This is a genomic window from Streptomyces sp. bgisy159 (assembly GCF_965341775.1).
Classification (GTDB): Bacteria; Actinomycetota; Actinomycetes; order Streptomycetales; family Streptomycetaceae; genus Streptomyces.
The window spans coordinates 244,334-263,289 of record NZ_CBDQZH010000001.1 but is presented as its reverse complement, the minus strand read 5'-3'; the positions used below and the strand labels follow the sequence as shown (position 1 = coordinate 263,289).

Below are 18,956 nucleotides of genomic sequence, written 5' to 3'. Positions count from 1 at the left end.
CTCCTACGCCGCGACCAGGTACGAGAAGACGGACTCGAGGGACTCGTCGGACGGCGAGACCGTGAGCAGCCGGATGCCGTGGTCCCGGGCGACCCGCGGCAGCAGTGCCGTGAAGCGGCCGAAGTCGACGGCCTGGACGCGGAGCGCGCCCTCGGCGACATCGACCTCGATGCCGGACGTCGACGGGTCGGCGATCAGCGCGGCCGCGAGGGCGCGGTCGTCGCTGGAGCGGACCAGGTAGCGGTGCGGCCGGTCGGTCATCAGGCGGCGGATCTTGCGGAAGTCGCCGCTGGCCGCGTGCCGGCCGGCGACCACGACCTCGATGTGCCAGGCGAGCTGTTCGACCTCTTCGAGGATGTGGGAGGAGAACAGCACCGTGCGGCCCTCGTCGCCCATGCGCCGCAGCAGTTCCATCAGCTGCATGCGCTGGCGCGGGTCCATGCCGTTGAAGGGTTCGTCCAGCAGGAGCAGGGACGGTTCGTGGACCAGGGCGCTGGCCATCTTCACGCGCTGGCGCATGCCCTTGGAGTACGTGGCGATCTTGCGGTCCTGCGCGTACTCCATCTCCACGGTGGCCAGGGCCTGCTGGGCGGCCCGGGCGCCGAGGCCGTGCAGTTCGGCGTTGGCGACGACGAACTCGCGGCCGGTGAGGAAGTCGTACATCGCCTCGCGCTCGGGGACGATGCCGATGTGCCGGTAGACGGCCTCGTTGCGCCAGACCGGCTGACCGTCGAGGGTGACCGTGCCGGTCGAGGGGGCGAGGAAGCCGCCCATCATGTTGATGAGGGTGGACTTCCCGGCGCCGTTGGGGCCGAGCAGGCCGGTGACGCCCGGGCCGATGGTCATGGTGATGTCGTTGACGGCGACCACGTTGCCGAACCAGCGGGAGACGTGGTCGATCTGCAGCGTGGTCACAGTCCCACCTTCTTGTAGCGGCGGATCAGCAGGCCGTGGGCGGCCGCGATCAGGCCGAGGGTGACGAGGACGTACACCGCGCCCTGCGCGTGCGAGGGGCCGACCCCGCCGGGGAAGGCGGAGGAGGCGCCCAGGAAGGCCGACTGCACTCCGTCGATGAGGGTGACCGGGGAGAACAGGCCCATCCAGACGGCGGAGACGGAGTTGCCGTTGGTGTCGGCGATGGCCTGGAGGGTGGAGACCGCGCCGTAGGAGATGGTCAGCACGGCGATGACGGCGGCGATGCCGAAGCCGCGGCGCGGGGTCACCGAGGCGATGACGAGGCCGAGGCCGGCGAACAGCAGGGAGAGCAGTGCCACGGAGACGAGCCCTTGCGCGAAACCCTTGGTCTGGTCGGTGAAGTCGAGCTTGGCCAGCAGCGCGCCCCCGTAGAGCACCACCAGCGGGGCCCCGGTGAGCAGGAACATCGCGGAGGCCAGCGCCGCGAACTTCGCCCGTACGTAGTCGGCGGTCTCGATGGGCCGCGAGAAGTACAGCGGTACGGTCTTGAAGCGCAGGTCGCGCGAGACGGACTGGGGTGCCTGCGAGGCGACGTACAGGCTGATCACGGCCTGCATGATGATGGCGTAGCGGGTGTAGTCCACCGGGAGTTCGCTCGCCTTGGTGGCGACGGCGACGGCGACCATGATCGCCGCGGGGACGCACATCACGGCGAACAGCAGCATCGGCAGCACCTTGGACTTCGCCGAGCGGCCGAGGCCGTAGGCGCCGCGCAGGGACTGCGAGTAGAGGGAGCGGGTGGCGTACGAGCGGCCGAGGCGCGGGCCGTCGTAGTTGCGGTAGCCGATGTCGTGGATCCGGGACTGGGCGCCCGGCGCGGTGGCTGTGGGCTGGTCAGCTGCCATGGCCGACGGCCTCCTTGGGCTGCTCTTCCTCGTTCTTGAAGACCTCGGAGATGTGGTGGCGGCGCTGTTCCATGCGGACCAGGCCGAGGCCGAGGTCGGCGACGACGTCGCGCACCAGGTCGTAGGTCTCCTCGCCCGCCGCGGTGAGCAGCAGGATGTGGCCGGCGCCGGGCAGGCCGTCGCTGCCGTCCTGGACGGTCACCCCGCGCGTGTGAAGCGCCTCGCGGACCGCGCGGGTGCCGTCGGGGTGGGTGTCGCTGTCGGTGACCTCGACGGCGAGGGTGGTGGTGGTCTGGGTGAAGTCGGTGGTGGAGCTGGAGCGCAGCAGCTTGCCGCCGTCGATGACGACGACGTGGTCGCAGGTGCGTTCGAGCTCGCCGAGGAGGTGGGAGGTGACGAGGACCGAGATGCCGAAGTCGGTGTGGATGCGGCGGATCAGGGCGAGCATCTCGTCACGGCCGACCGGGTCGAGGCCGTTGGTCGGTTCGTCGAGGAAGACCAGCCGCGGGTCGTGGACGAGCGCCTGGGCGAGCTTGACGCGCTGCTTCATGCCGGTGGAGTAGCCACCGATGGGGCGGTAGCGCTCCTCGTAGAGCCCGACGTGGCGCAGGGTGTCGGCGGTGCGCTCGCGGGCGGCGGCGGGCGGCAGGCCGGACATGCGGGCCATGTGCACGACGAACTCGGTGGCCGAGACGTCGGGCGGCAGGCAGTCGTGTTCCGGCATGTAGCCGACGCGCTCGCGGATGGCGGCGCCCTTGCTCGCGACGTCGAGGCCGAGCACTTCGGCGCGGCCCTCGCTCGCGGGGGACAGACCCAGCAGGATCTTGATCAGGGTGGACTTGCCGGCGCCGTTGGCTCCGACGAGTCCGGTCACACCGGCTCCGATGTCCACGGACAGCCGGTCGAGCGCGGTCACCCGGGGGAACCGCTTGCTCAGGCTTTCGGTCGCGATCACAGTCACGTCCTCGACGGTAGTGACGGGAGCCCGGCCGGTCGTCAGACCGCAGAGCCGTGTTGGGGTCAGACCTCAGATGTAGGGGTTCCGTAAGGGACCCCCTCCTTGAGAGGTACGGGGCCGGTCGGCGGACGGGCCCGGCCCCGCCTATTGACGCCAGGTCTAACAAGTGCGAGATTCTGCGGTGTCAAGTTACGGGCACGTACCGCAACGGTGGGCGAGGTGGCATGACTACGGCGTCATCCAGTGAACGCGCGACGGAGCTGCGAGGTTTCCGGAACGTACAACGTCTCGCCTACGAGTGCGCCGAGTCCGTCGCGGCCCGGCTGGCACCCGGGGTGACGGAGCGTGAGGCCGCGCGGATGCAGCGGGAGTGGCTGCGCGAGCGCGGGGTGCGCGACTGGTTCCACCTCCCGTTCGCCTGGTTCGGCGACCGCACGGCCTTCACCGGGTTCCGGATCCCCCTGCAGTTCTTCCCCACCGACCGGCGCCTGGAGCCGGGGATGCCGTTCATCCTCGACATGGCACCGGTGTACGGCGGGTACACGGCCGACATCGGCTACTCCGGGTCGCTGGGCCCGAACCCCCTCCAGGACAGGCTGATGGCCGACCTGGAGGAGCACCGGGCGCTGATCCTGCGCGAGGTGCGCGAGCGGCGGTCGCTGCGCGAGATCTACCAGGACGTGGACCGCCTCATGGTCCGCCAGGGGTACGCCAACCGGCACCGCGCGTATCCGTTCGGCGTGATCGCGCACAAGGTGGACCGGGTGCGCGAACGCCGCTTCGCGCCCCATGTGTTCGGGTTCGGCACGCAGTCCCTGAAGGGGCTGCTCTCCGACGTGCTGCACGGCCACCGTGAGGGCTGGTCGCCGCTGTGGTCGCCGTACCGCTTCTCCGACCACCCGCCGCGGCCGGGCCTGTGGGCGGTCGAGCCGCACCTCGGGTTCCGGGGAACGGGGGCGAAGTTCGAGGAGATCCTCGTGGTGACGGACTCGGCCGACCCCGATGAGAGCGCGTTCTGGCTGGACGACGATCTGCCGCACACGCGGCGCTGGGCGAAGGGGGAGTGACCGGCGTGGAGGCACGCGAACGCAGGGTGCGCACCGGCGGGGTCGAGCTGTGCGTGGCCGAACTGGGCGATCCCGGGGCGCCGACCGTGGTCCTCGTCCACGGCTACCCGGACAGCAAGGAGGTCTGGTCCGAGGTCGCTACCCGGCTGGCCGAGCGCTTCCACGTCGTGCTGTACGACGTGCGCGGCCACGGCCGCTCCACCGCGCCGAAACCGCTGCGGGGCGGGTTCACGCTGGAGAAGCTGACGGACGACTTCCTGGCGGTGATCGACGCCGTCAGCCCCGACCGCCCGGTCCACCTGGTCGGGCACGACTGGGGCTCGGTGCAGTCCTGGGAGTTCGTCACGGTGCGGCGCACCGAGGGGCGGATCGCGTCCTTCACCTCGCTGTCGGGGCCGTCCCTGGACCACTTCGGCCACTGGATCGGCGAGCGGGTGAAGCGGCCGACCCCGCGCCGGGTCGGCCAGCTCCTCGGCCAGGGCGCCAAGTCCTGGTACGTCTACCTGCTGCACACGCCGGCCGTCCCCGAACTCGCCTGGCGCGGCCCCCTCGGCAAGCGCTGGCCCGGGCTGCTGCGCCGCCTGGAGCAGGTGCCCGGCGACGGCTACCCGACGCCCTCCCTGCCGTCGGACGCGGCCCACGGCGCCTGGCTGTACCGGGACAACGTCCGCGCCCGGCTGCGCCACCCGCGCCCCGACGCGTACGCGCACGCGCCCGTGCAGCTCATCACCCCCCTGGACGACGCGTTCCTCTCCCCCCGCCTGTACGACGGCCTGGAGCGGTGGGTGCCGCGGCTGACCCGGCGCACCCTGACCGCCCGGCACTGGGTTCCGCGCACCCGGCCCGACCGGCTCGCCGGGTGGATCACCGACTTCGTGACCTCGGTGGAGGGCGGCCGGCCGGGCGCCGAGCGGGCGGGCGGCGGCCCGTACGCCGACCGGTTCGCCGGACAGCTGGTGCTGGTCACGGGTGCGGCCGGCGGTATCGGGCGGGCCACCGCGTACGCCTTCGCGGAGGCCGGCGCGCGCGTGATCGCCGTCGACCGGGACGCGGAGGGCGCCGCCCGGACCGCCGAGATGAGCCGGCTCATCGGCGCGGCCGACGCCTGGGCGGAGACGGTGGACGTCTCCGACGCGCAGGCCATGGAGAAGCTCGCGGAGCGGGTGCACCGCGATCACGGTGTGGTGGACGTGCTGGTGAACAACGCCGGCATCGGCCTGTCCGGTTCGTTCTTCGACACCACACCCGAGGACTGGCGCAAGGTGCTCGACGTCAACCTGTGGGGCGTCATCCACGGCTGCCGGCTCTTCGGCGCGCGGATGGCCGAGCGCGGCCAGGGCGGGCACATCGTGAACACCGCCTCGGCGGCGGCCTACCAGCCGTCCCGGGTGCTGTCCGCGTACGGCACCTCCAAGGCGGCGGTGCTGATGCTGAGCGAGTGCCTGCGGGCGGAGCTGGCGGGCCGGGGCATCGGGGTGAGCGCGATCTGCCCCGGGCTGGTCAACACGGGCATCACCGGCACGGCCACCTTCGTCGGCGTGGACGCGGAGGAGGAGAAGCGGCGGCAGAGGCGGACCGCGCGGGCGTACGGGGTGCGCAACTACCCGCCGGAGAAGGTCGCCGACGCGATCCTGCGCGCGGTGGCGGACAACGCGGCGGTGGTGCCGGTGACGCCCGAGGCGCGCGGCGCCCACGCGCTGGCGCGGTTCGCGCCGCGGGTGCTGCGGGCGCTGGCGCGGGTGGAGCCGCGACTCTAGAGCTCCAAATGGCCCGACGAGACGCCGAGTTGTCCACAGACTGGACAACTGGGCCTGTGGATAAGCGTGGTTGGCTGTGGATCAAACCTCCGCGGGGAAATCGTTCGCGTGACGTACCTCTCGCGCGTCACCCTGGAGGGATGGACGAAAGACGAACGGTGCGGGTGTCGAAGTACCTGTCCAAGCACCTGCGCCACCAGCCCGAGCAGATCGGGCTCACCCTCGACGAGGGCGGCTGGGTGGAGATCGGCCTCCTCATCGCGGCGGCGGGCGCCCACGGGTTCCGCTTCACCCGGGAGGAGCTGGACCAGGTGGTCGCCGCCAACGACAAGCATCGGTTCGCCGTCGACGGCACCCGCATCCGCGCCAGCCAGGGCCACAGCGTCGCGGTCGACCTGGGACTGGCGCCGGCCACCCCGCCCGCGTACCTCTACCACGGCACCGTGGCCCGCTTCCTGGACGCGATCCGCGCCGAGGGGCTGCGCCCCATGAACCGGCACGACGTGCACCTCTCGGCCGACCGGGAGACCGCGACCCGCGTCGGCGCCCGGCGCGGCCGGCCCGTGGTCCTCGCGGTCGACGCGGGGGCCATGCACCGCGACGGCCACGTCTTCCACGTCAGCGCGAACGGGGTCTGGCTGACGAAGGCGGTGCCGCCCCGCCATCTGCGGTTCCCGGGCCGGGGCTGAACCTCCGGCCGCCCGGGGGCGTCTTCCCCGGCATGAGCAGAGGTATGGACCAATTCCCGACGACCGAGTCCGCCGTCGCCGCCCTGCGGACCCTCGCCGCCGCGTACGGGCGGGACATCCGGGTCACGCACGACATCGGCGCCGACCAGACCTCCCGCCGCAGCGCCGCCGGCGTCGGCGTCACCGTGGACCCGGACGGTTCGCTGCCGCACGAGGCCCTGGTGGAACTCGGCGGCTCGCCCCGGGTACGGGTCCGTCTCTTCCCCGAGGACGACGCGCTGATCGGCGTGGACGGCGTCGACTGCCCCGACGTGGCACGCGCCGACGTCCCCGCCTTCCTGCGCTCGCTGTACGAGGGCCACGCCTGGGTCAAGGCACGCCGTTTCCCGCCCGGCTACTTCCTCATGGTCCCGCTGCCCGGGGACCGTACGCACAAGGAGTTCATGCCGATGCTCGCCCTCACCCCGTGGCTGAGCGGCCGGGTGCGGTGAGCGGCGGATCGCCGAACAGCCACACCCGGCTCCCGCTCGGTCAGAGGTGCCGGGGCGGCCCGAACAGCGGGGTACGGACCGGGGCGGCCAGCCCGACGAAGACCACCATCTCGTGGCCGCCGGGGTTGGTCTGCACCGGCACGTCCCGCCAGTTGTTGGCCAGCCAGACGTTGCCCGAGGGGTCGATCTGCACGGCGGTGTTGCGTTCCAGCCCGTCGCTGGTGTAGCCGGTGTCCGCCGGCGAGATCGGGTCGCCGGTGCGGAGCCCGGGCGGGCAGGCGGACAGGCGGGCACCGCACAGGTTGGCCAGGCGGTGGCCGCCGAAGTTCGCCACCCAGACCGTGTCGTCGCCGTCCACCGCGATGCCCCAGGGCAGGAACAGACCGTCGTTGACGAAGGGCTCGGCGGGGGTGGTGCCGTCGGGGCGGATCATCGTGACCGAGGCGTCGACGTGCCGGGTGACGATGTCGGCGACCGCTTCGGCGACCATGGCCGGCGTGGTGCCCTCGCACGGCGCGACCACCGCGCCGCTGTTGGCCACGTAAACGTGGCCCAGGCTGTCGGCGGCGATGCCCATGGGCCGCTTGATCCCGCCGCCGGTGATCGAGCGAAGGGGCCTGCCCTGCGGGGACAGCAGCGTGACGCTGTCGCTCCCGTTGCCGGTCACCCAGGCCCGCCCGCGCGTGTCCACCGTGACACCGAACGGCTTGACCAGGCTGTCACCGCCGGGCGCGATGTTCCGGGCCCGCCGCGCATCCCCGTCCGGGATCCGGGTGACGCTCCTGCCCCCGCAGTTGGCGACCCAGACGTTCCCGTCGCGGTCCGACAGGGTGCCCTGCGGCTGGAGGATGCCGCCCCGGCGCCAGCCCCGGGGCGGTGACAGGGGCCGGCCGTCGGGGCCGAACTCGGAGACACTGCGGTACAGGCGGCCGGCGTCGAGCGGGCAGCCGGTGCCCTGGAAGCCGAAGTTGGCCGCCCAGGCGTGCCCCCGGGGGTCGACGGCGGCGCCGAAGCCCGCGCCGTACAGCCCGCCGCCGCGGTAGGGGGCGCCGGGCACGTCGGCGCCGGTCGGAGTGAGCCGGGACAGGATGCGCGAGCCGCACACGGACCGCGAGGGATCGGCGCCGAACGTGTAGTTGTTGACGATCCAGGCCGTGCCCTCCGCGTCGAACGCGACGTTGCCCGGACCGTCCAGTTCGTGCCCGTTGCCCACGTAGCGCAGGGCGAGCGTCCACGCGTCGGGGGCCTTCGCCAGCCGGGGCCGGTAGGTGTTCCGGCCGTCCGCCAGGGCGAAGAGACCGGTGGCGTGCTGCCCGGGCAGCCGGGCGATGTCCGCCACCGCCTGGAAGGTCTCCCGGGGCGCGGGGGCGCCGGGCCGTGCGGCCAGTTCGAAGAGCGCGTCGCAGGTCTGCCCGGCGGTGCAGCCGGACAGGATGTCCGCCAGCGTGTTGAAGGCGCGCAGGGTGGACGTGCGGTCGCCGTTGGGTGCGGTGGCGAGCAGCGTGGCGACCGTCCCGTCACCGACGTCGGCCAGGTTGTGGGAGACGGCCGCGGCGTTCTGCAGCCCGGGGCCGCGGCCCGCGACCTCGCCTCCCTGGGTGAACTGCGCCATCGCGAAGCCCGCCGCGACCGTGGTGCGCTCGTTGAGCACCACCTTCCCGGTACGGCGGCCGACACCGAGCATCGCGACCAGCCGGACCGGCCGCGCGCCCCGGGCGGCCCGGTCGTCCCCGTAACCGGACCGTCCCGCGTCCGCGGTTAGGTACAGCACGGCGTCCGGGCTGTGCGGAGCACGGTAGGAGAGGCTGAAACGGCCGCGCGAGTCGCTGCGCGCGCGGGCCAGCGGGCGGGCGCCCGCACCGGGTCGGTCCCCGGCCTGGAGCAGCGTCACCTCGGCACCGGGGAGGGGCCCTCGGGCACCACGTACCTCACCGCTCTGACGCAGTCTGTCGAGTCCGGGCGGTGACCCGTCGCTGCTCTGCGGGTACGCGGCCCCCACCGCGAGGGAGGCGAGCAGGGCGGTGAGCAGAGCGGCACTGCGACGTCGCACAGGAACTCCGTTTCCTGACGGGAACAGGGGTCGCCGGGCGATCTCCGGGCGTGGTACACCGCGTGGTTCGCCGCCGCGGCGGATGCGGTTCACAGTGACAGCGGCGCGACGCGGGCACTCGCTCTCCGCCCCCGAGGCCGCGGAAGCGCCACCCGTACCGGTGACCGCGTGCGACCGGACGGCTGTAATGGCCGATGCGGGGGACATGATGCGGCTGATGCGCGGAAGCACCTGCTGCACCCGCGGTCCCCGCGCCCCGCCGGACGGCACCGGCCGGGGGGAGCGACGACGGCACCGGCCGGCGAAGGGGTCGGCTCCTCGGCGCGTATCGTCGGGGCCATGCGTCTGAGCACCGTGATACTCCCCCACCGCCGCTGGCACGAGGGCGGCCGCGCCGCTTGGTCGCGGGCCGAGGAGCTGGGCTTCCACACCGGCTACACCTACGACCACCTCTCCTGGCGCGTCCCGTTCCGCGACGGCCCCTGGTTCGGCGCCGTCCCCACGCTGACCGCCGCGGCCTCGGCGACCGACCGGATGCGGCTCGGCACGCTGGTGACCTCGCCGAACTTCCGGCACCCGGTGACCCTCGCCAAGGAGCTGATCTCCCTGGACGACATCTCCGGCGGCCGGATCACCCTCGGCATCGGCGCGGGCGGCACCGGCTTCGACGCCACCGCGCTCGGCCAGGAGCCCTGGAGCCCGCGGGAGCGCGCCGACCGGCTCGGCGAGTTCGTCCCGCTGCTCGACCGGCTGCTGACCGAGGACTCCGTCACCCACGACGGCACCTTCTACTCGGCGCACGAGGCGCGGAACATCCCCGGCTGCGTCCAGCGGCCCCGGCTGCCCTTCGCGGTGGCCGCGACCGGCCCGCGCGGGATGCGGCTGGCCGCCCGGCACGGGCAGGCGTGGGTGACCACCGGGGACCCGAAGCTGTTCGAGAACGGCACGCCCGAGGAGTCGGTGCGCGCTCTCGCGGGCCAGATCGAGAAGCTGGGCGAGGCGTGCGCGGCCGTCGGACGGCAGCCGGACGAGCTCGACAGGATCCTCCTCACCGGGTTCACCCCGGACCGGAGCCGGCCGCTGGGGTCGCTGGACGCGTTCGTCGACTTCGCGGGCCGCCACCAGGCGCTGGGCTTCACCGAGCTGGTGATCCACTGGCCGATCCCGGATTCGGACTTCGCCGCCGACGCCAAGGTCTTCGAGCGGATCGCCATGGAGGCGCCGGCGCAGCTGCGCTGACCCGGCAGCGACCCGGCGCTGACCCGACAAGGGGGCGGGCGTCGTCTGCGTCTCATCTGTGCGCACTGCCGCACGGCCGTGCGGGCATATGCGCGAGAATGGGCCGGTGACCTCAGCGACTACAGAGCCCGAGACGTCGGCCGCCGCCCTCCCGCCCCGGCTGATCGCCACCGATCTGGACGGCACGCTGCTGCGGGACGACAAGACGGTCTCCCCACGCACGGTCGCCGCGCTCGCCGCCGCCGAGGAGGCGGGGATCGCGGTCTTCTTCGTCACCGGCCGCCCGGCCCGCTGGATGGACGTCGTCAGCGACCACGTCCACGGGCACGGCCTGGCGATCTGCGGCAACGGCGCCGCCGTGGTCGACCTGCACGGCGGCCCCGGCACCCACCGGTTCGTGAAGGTGCGCGAGCTGGCCCGCGAGAACGCGCTGGACGCCGTGCGTCTGCTGCGGCAGGCGGCGCCGGGCACGGTGTACGCGGTGGAGCAGACCTACGGTTTCAACCAGGAACCGGCGTATCCGAAGCTGCACATGGAGGTGCCGGACACCCTGGCGCCCGCCGAGGAGCTGCTGGGTCCCGACGCCCCGAGCGCGCACGAGCCCGTGCTGAAGATCCTCGCCTACCATCCGACGCTCGACCCCGACGCCTTCCTCGGCCTCGCCCGGCTCGCCGTCGGCGACCTCGCCACGGTCACCCGGTCCAGCCCCAGCGCCCTGCTGGAGATCAGCGGGCCCGATGTGTCCAAGGCGAGCACGCTCGCCCTGTGCTGCGCGGAACGCGGCATCTCCCACGAGGAGGTCGTCGCCTTCGGTGACATGCCCAACGACGTCGAGATGCTGACCTGGGCGGGCCGGTCGTACGCCATGGGCAACGCGCACCCGGACGTGGTCGCGGCGGCCTCCGGGCGCACGGTCGCCAACAACGACGACGGTGTCGCGGTCGTCATCGAGCGACTGGTGGCCGAACGGGGCTGAGCGCTGTCCCGGGACGTCCACGCACTGCCCGACGCGCCGGAAGCTCACGGGGCCCATGAAGTGCCGCCGGGCCGATCGATGACGACCTGCATGCCGAAGGCGCCCCCGCACGCCACCCGGGGCACCCGTCCCGCCACGTCAGCCCACCGGCACGCCCCGGGCCGCCAGCCACGGCACCGGGTTCACCGCCGAGCCCGTCTCCGGGGTGACCCGCACCTCGAAGTGCAGGTGCGGCCCGGTGGAGTTGCCGGTCGTGCCGGACTGGCCGATCCACTGTCCGGTGGCCACCCGCTCCCCCTGGTCGACGGCGACGGAGGCCAGGTGGGCGTACTGCGTGTAGTAGCCGCCGGGGTGTTCGAGAACGACCTGCATGCCGAAGGCGCCCCCGCACGCCACGCGCACCACCCGGCCCTCGCCGACCGCCCGCACCGGCGTCCCGATCGGCACGGCGAAGTCCTGCCCGGTGTGGCGGTTCGCCCAGCGCGAGCCGCCGCTGCCGAAGCCCGCCGACATCGCGTACGCCTCCACGGGCGCCACCCACGCGCTGGTGAAGTGCGAAGACGGCTGGTCCAGGCGCACCGCGCCCCGGCAGGCGCCCGCGGCGGCCGAGGCGTCCGCCTGGCCCTGCAAGCGGATCCGAGCCGCCTGCAGCTTGTGCTCGATGTCCTTCTTCAGGGAGGCGAGTTCGGCGTTGCGCCGTTCCAGGGCCCGCCAGGCGGTCGCCGCCCGCGCCTCGTCGGCGGCCAGCCGGCGCTCGGCACGGCGGCTCTTGTCGATCGCGTTGTCGACGGCCTGGTTGGCCTGCGAGAAAACCCGCTGACCGCGCATCAGGTCCTCGGTGCTGCCGGCGAGGACGAGCTGTGCGGCGGCGGGGAGGCCGCCGCCGTCGCGGTACTGGGCGCGGGCGATGCGGCCGAGGTCCTCGCGCAGGGAGGCGAGTTCGCGGCGCTCCCGGCCCAGCAGCCCCTCGATCCGCTCGGCCTCGGCCCGCTGCGCGTCGGCCGCGCGCCGGCCCTCCTCCCACTGCCGGGTCGCCGCGGCCGCCTCCGCGTACAGCCGGGCCACCTCCGCACCGGCCCCCGAGCGGCCGTCGTCGTACTCGCCGTCGGCGGTGGTCGGGCGCGCCGCCAGCACCGCGGCGGCGCACAGCAGGACCGAGACGAGCAGCGGGCGGCGGCGAAGTGAGCGCATGTCAGTGATCCTCGCCCGGCGGCCTGCCCCGGGGCCTGTTCAAGACATACGCCCGGGGGACACGCAGACCCGGATGGCTCATCGGATGCCGGGCGGCGCCCGCCTCGGTGCGGCGCCTCCCCGACCACGGTGGTGCCTCCGCCGTCCTTTCCTGTGCCGGCGCCGTGGTGACCGTCGCCGCCCGGGGACCGCGCGCGGTGCCGGAGGTCGCGCAGTCCGCCGCGGCGGCCCGTCGACGCCGTGGTGGACGAACTCGCAGAGCCCGTCGAGGTCCTCGGCGACCATCCCCGACGGCCGCGTACCGGGTCCGGGTGAGCGCGGCGGCCGTCTCGCAGATGCGGTCCAGCGTCGAGTGCGGCTCCGCACCGCTGCCCGCGGACCGCATCGTCTCCGGCAACTGCGGCACCCGTGCGGCGAGTTCCGCCGAGGGACCGGCGGCCCGGGGTTCGGAAGGCGGTGTGCCGGACGTGACGTGGGCCTACGACGACCTGGCGGCCGGGACGAGCCGGTGTGCGGGCCGCTGGTACGTCATCGTGTTCACCCCGCCCTCAGCAGCGACTGTGCCGCCGCCTCCCGCTCGGCCATCGCGCGCAGGGGGCCCGGACCGGCCGCCAGCTCGGCGTACGGCCCGCGCTGCACGATCCGTCCCTCGTCCAGGACGACCACCTCGTCCACGGCCTCCAGTCCGGCCAGCCGGTGGGTGATCAGCAGGGTGGTGCGGCCCTCGGTGGCGGTCAGCAGGTCGGCGGTGAGCGCGTCGGCCGTGGGCAGGTCGAGGTGCTCGGCGGGCTCGTCGAGCACCAGCACCGGGAAGTCCGCCAGCAGGGCCCGCGCCAGCGCGAGCCGCTGCCGCTGCCCGCCGGACAGCCGCGCCCCGTGCTCCCCGACCAGCGTGTCCAGCCCGTCCGGCAGCCCGTCGGCCCACTCCAGCAGCCGGGCCCGGGCGAGCGCGTCGCGCAGGTCGGCCTCGGTGGCGTCCTTCCTGGCGAGCAGCAGGTTCTCCCGCACCGAGCTGTCGAAGAGGTGCGCGTCCTGCGCGCACAGCCCGACCAGCCGCCGTACGTCGTCGCCGGCCAACGCGTACGCGTCCACGCCGCCCAGCGTGTAGCCGCCGGTGTCCGGGTCGAGGAAGCGCAGCAGCACCTGGGCGAGGGTCGTCTTGCCGGAGCCGGACGGGCCGACCACGGCGATCCGGCGCCCCTCGGCGAGCGTGAGGTCGGCCCCGGCCAGCGCGTCCCGGGTCTGGCCTGCGTGGCGGGCGGTCAGCCCCTTCACCACCAGCGGGAACGGCGACACCGGTGCCTGCCGGGGCCGCTCCGGCTCCCGCACCGGCTCGGGGGAGTCCAGCACCTCGTACACCCGCTCGGCGCTCCGGCGCACCCGCTGGCGGTACTGCACGGCGAGCGGCAGCCCCAGCACCGCCTCGAAGGCGGCCAGCGGGGTCAGCACCACCACGGCCATCGCCACACCGCTCAGCCGGCCGTCGCCGACCGCCCGGGCTCCGACCAGCGCGGCTCCCGCGACGGTCAGCCCGGACACCAGCGCGGTCAGCCCGTCGCCCAGCGCGGTCGCCGTCGCGGCCCGCGCGGCGATCCGGGTCAGCACCCCGTCGGCCGCGCGGGCCTCGGCGGTCCGGGCGGGCAGCGCCCCGGCGACGGTCAGCTCGGCGGTGCCGGTGAGCAGGTCGGCCACCCGGGTGGCCAGCTCCCCGCGGGCCGGGGCCAGCCGGCGCTCGGCCCGGCGGGCCACCGCCGCGGTGATCAGCGGTACGCCCACACCGGCCGCGACCAGTCCGCCGGCCAGCACCGCACCCGCCTCCGGGAGCAGCCAGGCCGTGAACCCGACGGCACCGGCGGAGACGACGGCGGCGGCGCCGGCCGGCAGCAGCCAGCGCAACCAGTAGTCCTGCAGGGCGTCCACGTCCGCGACCAGCCGGGACAGCAGATCGCCGCGGCGGGTGGCGCGCAGTCCGGCCGGGGCCAGCCGTTCCAGCCGCCGGTAGACGGCGACCCGGGTGTCGGCGAGCATGCGCAGCACCGCGTCGTGCGACACCAGCCGCTCGGCGTACCGGAACACCGCCCGCCCGATACCGAAGGCCCGGGTCGCCGTCACGGCCACCATCAGGTGCAGCACGGGTGGCTGCTGCGAGGCGCGCGAGATCAGCCAGCCGGACGTGGCCATCAGGCCGACCGCGCTGCCGAGCGCCAGGCTGCCCAGCAACAGGGCCGCCCCGAGCCGACCGCGCCGGGCGCCCGACATGGCGCGGACCCGGGCGAGGACGCTCCTCGCCGGCGCGGCGCCCGCCGCCTCGGGCACCGTGCCGGAGACCTCCCGGGCGCGGGCCGGCCCGGTGATGGGGGCCGGCCTGGTGACGCCGGTCGACGTGGTGGCGTCGAACGACGTGACGACGCCGGCTGACGTGGTAGCGCCGGACGGCATAGTGACGCCGGACGGCATGGTGGCGCCGTGCCGTGCGGCCGGTGCCGCCGGTTCGGTCAGCCGCACCACCCGGTCCGCCACGCCCAGCAGTGCCGGCCGGTGCACCACCAGCAACACGGTCCGCCCGGCCGCCAGCCGCCGTACCGCCGCCACGACCTCCGCCTCGGTGCGCCCGTCCAGCGCGGCCGTCGGCTCGTCGAGGAGCAGGACCGGCCGGTCCGCGAGGAACGCCCGGGCCAGCGCGAGCCGCTGCCGCTGCCCGGCGGACAGGCCGGCGCCGTCCTCGCCGAGGACGGTGTCGGGGCCCTGCGGCAGCGCGTCGACGAAGTCCAGCGCCCCCGCGTCCGCCAGCGCCCGGCGTACGTCGAAGTCGTCCGCGTCGGGCCGGGCCAGCCGTACGTTCTCGGCGACGGTGCCGGCGACCAGGTGGGGGCGCTGCGGCACCCAGGCGATCCTCGACCGCCACTGCTCCAGATCGAGCCCGGCGAGGTCGGCCCCGCCGACGCGTACCCGGCCCGCGGTCGGCCGGACGAACCCGAGCGCCACGTTCAGCAGCGTGGACTTGCCCGCGCCGCTCGGGCCGACGAGCGCGACGGTCTCGCCGGGCCGGACGGTGAAGGAGGCGTCCGCGACCGCGTCGGCGGACCGGCCGGGGTAGCGGACGGTCACGTTCTCGAAGGTCAGGGCTCCGGCCGGGACAGCCCGCGTGCCGGACTCCGGCAGGGGCGTCTCCAGTACCTCGAAGATCTCCTCGGCGGCCGCCAGGCCCTCGGCCGCCGCGTGGTACTGGGCGCCGACCTGGCGCAGCGGAAGATATGCCTCGGGCGCCAGGATCAGGACGACCAGGCCGTCGTACAGGTCCATCTCACCGTGCACGAGCCGCATGCCGATCGTCACCGCGACCAGCGCCACCGAGAGGGTGGCCAGCAGTTCCAGGGCGAACGAGGAGAGGAAGGCGATCCGCAGGGTACGCAGGGTCGCCTGACGGTACTCGCCGGTGATGCGCTTGATCGACTCGGCCTGCGCCTTGGCCCGGCCGAACACCTTCAGCGTCGGCAGGCCCGCGACCACGTCCAGGAAGTGCCCGGACAGCCGCGACAGCAGCCGCCACTGGCGGTCCATCCGGGACTGGGTGGCCCAGCCGATGAGCACCATGAACACCGGGATCAGCGGCAGGGTGGCGACGATGATCGCGGCGGATACCCAGTCCTCGGTCACGATCCGCGCCAGCACCGCCACGGGGACGACCACCGCGAGCCCCAGCTGGGGCAGATACCGCGAGAAGTAGTCGTCGAGGGCGTCGATGCCCCGGGTGGCGAGGGCGACCAGCGAACCGGTCCGCTGCCCGCTCAGCCATCCGGGACCGAGCGCGGCGGCGCGCTCCAGCAGGCGCCCCCGCAGCTCCGACTTCACGGCCGCGCTCGCCCGGTGGGCGGACAGCTCGGTGAGCCAGCCGACCAGCGCCCGGCCACCCGCCACGGCGGCCAGCAGCACCAGGGGAGTCCGCAGTTCCGGCACCGACAGCCCGTGCTCGAAGGCACCGACCACCACCTCGGCGATGAGCATCGCCTGGGCGATGACCAGCAGCGCCCCGACCACGCCCAGTCCGACGACCGCCAGCAGGAAGAACCGCGTGGTGCGGGCGTACCGGAGAAGACGCGGATCGATTGGTTTCACGTGAAACACACCTCGGGACACGGGGTCGGTGTTCGGTGCACGCTCGTTGGTTCAGTGCACGGGCTCGGCGATGTGCTGCGTGCCGATCCGCTTGCGGAACACCCAGTAGGTCCAGCCCTGGTAGAGCAGCACCACCGGGGTGGCGACAGCCGCGCACCAGGTCATGATCTTCAGGGTGTAGCCGCTCGACGAGGCGTTGGTGACCGTGAGGCTCCAGCCGGCGTCGAGGGTGGACGGCATCACGTTCGGGAAGAGCGTCAGGAAGAGCATCGCCACAGCGGCCACGATGGTGACGCCGGACAGCGCGAACGACCAGCCCTCGCGTCCGGCCTGGTTCGCCACCAGCGCGGCGACCAGTGCGGCCACCGCCACGACCAGCGCGACCAGGCTCTTGGCGTCCCCGCTGTCGATCTGCGTCCACAGCAGGAAGACCAGGGACAGCGCGGCGGTGGCGATGCCCACCTGGAGCGCCAGCTTCCGCGCCCGCTCCCGGATGTCACCGACGGTCTTGAGGGCGGTGAACACCGCTCCGTGGAAGGTGAACAGCGTCAGCGTCACCAGGCCGCCGAGCAGCGCGTACGGATTGAGCAGATCCCAGAAGTCGCCCACGTACTCGTGGTTCTGGTCGATCTGCACGCCCCGCACGATGTTGCCGAAGGCGACGCCCCACAGGAGTGCCGGGACCAGGGACGACCAGAAGATCGCCGTCTCCCAGTTGCGCTGCCAGCTCTCTTCGGGCCGCTTGGCCCGGTACTCGAAGGCCACGCCCCGCACGATCAGGCAGACAAGGATGATCAGCAGGGGGAGGTAGAAGCCGGAGAACAGCGTGGCGTACCACTCGGGGAAGGCGGCGAAGGTGGCGCCGCCCGCGGTGAGCAGCCACACCTCGTTGCCGTCCCAGACGGGGCCGATGGTGTTGATCAGGACCCGCTTCTCGGCCCGGTCACGGGCCAGCAGCTTGGTGAGGATGCCGACCCCGAAGTCGAACCCCTCCAGGAAGAAGTATCCGATCCACAGGACGGCGATCAGGACGAACCAGACGTCGTGCAGTTCCATGACTGTGCAGCTCCCTCGGCCTAGTACGAGAAGGCCATCGGCTTGTCGGCGTCCCGGGAGTCGCCGCCGATCTTCGTGGGCGGATTGAGGTCGGCCTCGGTGAGCTCGGGCGGGCCGGCCTTCACGTACTTCGCGAGCAGCTTCACCTCGATGACCGCGAGGATCGCGTACAGCGCGGTGAAGATGATCATCGAGGTGAGGACCTCGCCCTGGGAGACGCCGGGGGAGACCGCGTCGCTGGTGCGCAGGACGCCGTAGACGACCCACGGCTGGCGGCCCATCTCGGTGAAGATCCAGCCCCAGGAGTTGGCGATCAGCGGGAAGGCCAGGGTCCAGATAGCGATGCGCCAGGCCCAGGGGGTGAGCCTCGTTCCGAGCGCCCTGTTCTTGAACAGGACCAGGTGCGGCACCTCGTCCTCGGCGACCCTCAGGTGCTTCGGCAGCAGGAACTTCTTGCGGGTGAGCCAGAGTCCGGCCAGACCGATGGCGAAGGACGCCATGCCGAAGCCGATCATCCAGCGGAAGCCCCAGTAGGCGACCGGGATGTTGGGCCGGTAGTCGCCGGGCCCGAACTGCTCCTGCTCGGCCTTGTTGACGTCGTTGATGCCGGGAACGTGGGAGTCGAAGTTGTTGTCGGCCAGGAAGGACAGCAGGCCCGGCACCTCGATGGCGACCCTGTTGTGGCCCTTGTCGACGTCGCCGACGGCGAAGACCGAGAACGGCGCGGAGTCCTCGCCGTCCCACAGGGCCTCGGCGGCGGCCATCTTCATGGGCTGCTGTTCGAACATGACCTTGCCGAGGGTGTCACCGCTGACCGCGGTGAGCAGTCCGGCGACGACCACGGTGACCAGGCCGAGCCGCAGCGAGGTCTTCATCTCGACCACGTGCTTCCTGCGGGCGAGGTGGAAGGCCGCGATGCCGACCATGAAGGCACCGCCGGTCAGGAAGGCGGCTGACAGCGTGTGGAAAGCCTGGCTGAGCGCGGTGTTCTGGGTCAGCACGGCCCAGAAGTCGGTCAGCTCGGCACGCCCCCTCGCCTCGTTGATCCGGTAGCCGACCGGGTGCTGCATCCAGGAGTTCGCCGCGAGGATGAAGTAGGCCGACAGGACCGTGCCGATCGAGACCATCCAGATCGTGGCGAGGTGGAGCTTCTTCGGCAGCTTGTCCCAGCCGAAGATCCACAGGCCGATGAAGGTGGACTCGAAGAAGAAGGCGATCAGTGCCTCGAAGGCGAGCGGGGCCCCGAAGATGTCACCGACGAACCGGGAGTAGTCGGACCAGTTCATACCGAACTGGAACTCCTGCACGATGCCGGTGACGACACCCATGGCGATGTTGATCAGGAAGAGCTTGCCCCAGAACTTGGTGGCCCTGAGGTACTTCTCCTTGTCCGTGCGCACCCAGGCGGTCTGCAGTCCGGCCGTGAGGGCGGCCAGCGAGATCGTCAGCGGGACGAACAGAAAGTGGTAGACGGTGGTGATGCCGAATTGCCAGCGCGCCAGTGTCTCGGGCGCCAGAGCCAGGTCCACGTCGCTTTCTCCTTACA

The 18,956-nt window shown here is 73.0% G+C and carries 14 protein-coding genes and 1 pseudogene; 6 read left to right on the top strand and 9 right to left on the bottom strand.

Translation table 11 applies throughout. The annotated features are described in order from the left end of the window. Positions 1-3: 3 nt before the first annotated feature. Genes ACSLTV_RS01225 through ACSLTV_RS01215 form a run of 3 tightly spaced genes read right to left on the bottom strand, consistent with a single transcriptional unit; the run spans position 4 to position 2,775 of the window. Positions 4-915: an ABC transporter ATP-binding protein gene (locus ACSLTV_RS01225; protein WP_435611464.1), complete on the bottom strand. Its 912-nt coding sequence runs from the start codon at positions 913-915 to the stop codon at positions 4-6. Further along, complete coding sequence (locus ACSLTV_RS01220) at positions 912-1,820, bottom strand: ABC transporter permease (protein WP_432156530.1); 909 nt, start codon at positions 1,818-1,820, stop codon at positions 912-914. Before ACSLTV_RS01220 ends, ACSLTV_RS01225 begins: the two co-directional genes overlap by 4 nt. After that, on the bottom strand, positions 1,810-2,775 hold the full coding sequence (locus ACSLTV_RS01215) for an ABC transporter ATP-binding protein (RefSeq protein WP_432136670.1): 966 nt from the start codon (positions 2,773-2,775) through the stop codon (positions 1,810-1,812). The genes ACSLTV_RS01220 and ACSLTV_RS01215 overlap by 11 nt, the downstream gene beginning before the upstream one ends. 227 nt (positions 2,776-3,002) lie before the next feature. Here ACSLTV_RS01215 and ACSLTV_RS01210 point away from each other — a divergent pair, with 227 nt between their 5' ends. From ACSLTV_RS01210 to ACSLTV_RS01195, 4 genes are all read left to right on the top strand, one after another. Further along, positions 3,003-3,845 carry a M24 family metallopeptidase gene (locus ACSLTV_RS01210; protein WP_435611463.1) on the top strand — a complete coding sequence of 281 codons (843 nt, stop codon included), beginning with the start codon at positions 3,003-3,005 and terminating at the stop codon, positions 3,843-3,845. After that, the gene (locus ACSLTV_RS01205; RefSeq protein WP_435611462.1) at positions 3,842-5,602 is read left to right on the top strand and encodes an SDR family oxidoreductase; all 1,761 of its coding nucleotides are present in this window, start codon (positions 3,842-3,844) and stop codon (positions 5,600-5,602) included. The genes ACSLTV_RS01210 and ACSLTV_RS01205 overlap by 4 nt, the downstream gene beginning before the upstream one ends. A gap of 140 nt (positions 5,603-5,742) precedes the next feature. Then, the gene (locus tag ACSLTV_RS01200; RefSeq protein WP_432136603.1) at positions 5,743-6,291 is read left to right on the top strand and encodes an RNA 2'-phosphotransferase; all 549 of its coding nucleotides are present in this window, start codon (positions 5,743-5,745) and stop codon (positions 6,289-6,291) included. 44 nt (positions 6,292-6,335) lie between these two features. Beyond that, positions 6,336-6,782 (top strand): hypothetical protein, encoded by a 447-nt coding sequence (locus ACSLTV_RS01195; protein WP_432136602.1) that lies wholly within the window; start codon positions 6,336-6,338, stop codon positions 6,780-6,782. A gap of 40 nt (positions 6,783-6,822) precedes the next feature. Here the strand turns inward: ACSLTV_RS01195 and ACSLTV_RS01190 are convergent, their stop codons facing one another. Further along, positions 6,823-8,832: a hypothetical protein gene (locus ACSLTV_RS01190; protein ID WP_432136601.1), complete on the bottom strand. Its 2,010-nt coding sequence runs from the start codon at positions 8,830-8,832 to the stop codon at positions 6,823-6,825. A gap of 339 nt (positions 8,833-9,171) precedes the next feature. On the opposite strand from ACSLTV_RS01190, the gene ACSLTV_RS01185 reads away from it, so the two are divergent. Next, complete coding sequence (locus ACSLTV_RS01185; protein WP_432136600.1) at positions 9,172-10,071, top strand: LLM class flavin-dependent oxidoreductase; 900 nt, start codon at positions 9,172-9,174, stop codon at positions 10,069-10,071. A gap of 88 nt (positions 10,072-10,159) precedes the next feature. Further along, positions 10,160-11,047 carry an HAD family hydrolase gene (locus tag ACSLTV_RS01180; RefSeq protein ID WP_435611461.1) on the top strand — a complete coding sequence of 296 codons (888 nt, stop codon included), beginning with the start codon at positions 10,160-10,162 and terminating at the stop codon, positions 11,045-11,047. A gap of 138 nt (positions 11,048-11,185) precedes the next feature. On the opposite strand, the gene ACSLTV_RS01175 is transcribed toward ACSLTV_RS01180, so the two are convergent. The 5 genes and pseudogenes from ACSLTV_RS01175 to ACSLTV_RS01155 form a co-directional block, all read right to left on the bottom strand. Further along, on the bottom strand, positions 11,186-12,238 hold the full coding sequence (locus ACSLTV_RS01175) for a peptidoglycan DD-metalloendopeptidase family protein (protein WP_432136598.1): 1,053 nt from the start codon (positions 12,236-12,238) through the stop codon (positions 11,186-11,188). 234 nt (positions 12,239-12,472) lie between these two features. Beyond that, positions 12,473-12,671: pseudogene (locus ACSLTV_RS01170) on the bottom strand (histidine kinase); the annotation flags it as partial. A gap of 104 nt (positions 12,672-12,775) precedes the next feature. Further along, complete coding sequence (gene cydD, locus ACSLTV_RS01165) at positions 12,776-16,354, bottom strand: thiol reductant ABC exporter subunit CydD (RefSeq protein WP_432136597.1); 3,579 nt, start codon at positions 16,352-16,354, stop codon at positions 12,776-12,778. A 51-nt stretch (positions 16,355-16,405) separates the two neighbouring features. After that, positions 16,406-17,410, bottom strand: a complete 1,005-nt coding sequence (cydB, locus tag ACSLTV_RS01160; RefSeq protein ID WP_432156536.1) for a cytochrome d ubiquinol oxidase subunit II — start codon at positions 17,408-17,410, stop codon at positions 16,406-16,408. 20 nt (positions 17,411-17,430) lie between these two features. Then, the gene (locus ACSLTV_RS01155) at positions 17,431-18,939 is read right to left on the bottom strand and encodes a cytochrome ubiquinol oxidase subunit I (protein WP_432136595.1); all 1,509 of its coding nucleotides are present in this window, start codon (positions 18,937-18,939) and stop codon (positions 17,431-17,433) included. Positions 18,940-18,956 lie beyond the last annotated feature (17 nt).

What these genes read in the sequence shown, in the direction of transcription:
- ACSLTV_RS01220 (WP_432156530.1), bottom strand. Translation starts at nt 1,820, where the DNA reads ATGGCAGCTGACCAGCCCACAGCCACCGCGCCGGGCGCCCAGTCCCGG.
- ACSLTV_RS01210 (WP_435611463.1), top strand. Translation starts at nt 3,003, where the DNA reads ATGACTACGGCGTCATCCAGTGAACGCGCGACGGAGCTGCGAGGTTTC.
- ACSLTV_RS01200 (WP_432136603.1), top strand. Translation starts at nt 5,743, where the DNA reads ATGGACGAAAGACGAACGGTGCGGGTGTCGAAGTACCTGTCCAAGCAC.
- ACSLTV_RS01195 (WP_432136602.1), top strand. Translation starts at nt 6,336, where the DNA reads ATGGACCAATTCCCGACGACCGAGTCCGCCGTCGCCGCCCTGCGGACC.
- ACSLTV_RS01185 (WP_432136600.1), top strand. Translation starts at nt 9,172, where the DNA reads ATGCGTCTGAGCACCGTGATACTCCCCCACCGCCGCTGGCACGAGGGC.
- ACSLTV_RS01180 (WP_435611461.1), top strand. Translation starts at nt 10,160, where the DNA reads ATGCGCGAGAATGGGCCGGTGACCTCAGCGACTACAGAGCCCGAGACG.
- ACSLTV_RS01175 (WP_432136598.1), bottom strand. Translation starts at nt 12,238, where the DNA reads ATGCGCTCACTTCGCCGCCGCCCGCTGCTCGTCTCGGTCCTGCTGTGC.
- cydB (WP_432156536.1), bottom strand. Translation starts at nt 17,410, where the DNA reads ATGGAACTGCACGACGTCTGGTTCGTCCTGATCGCCGTCCTGTGGATC.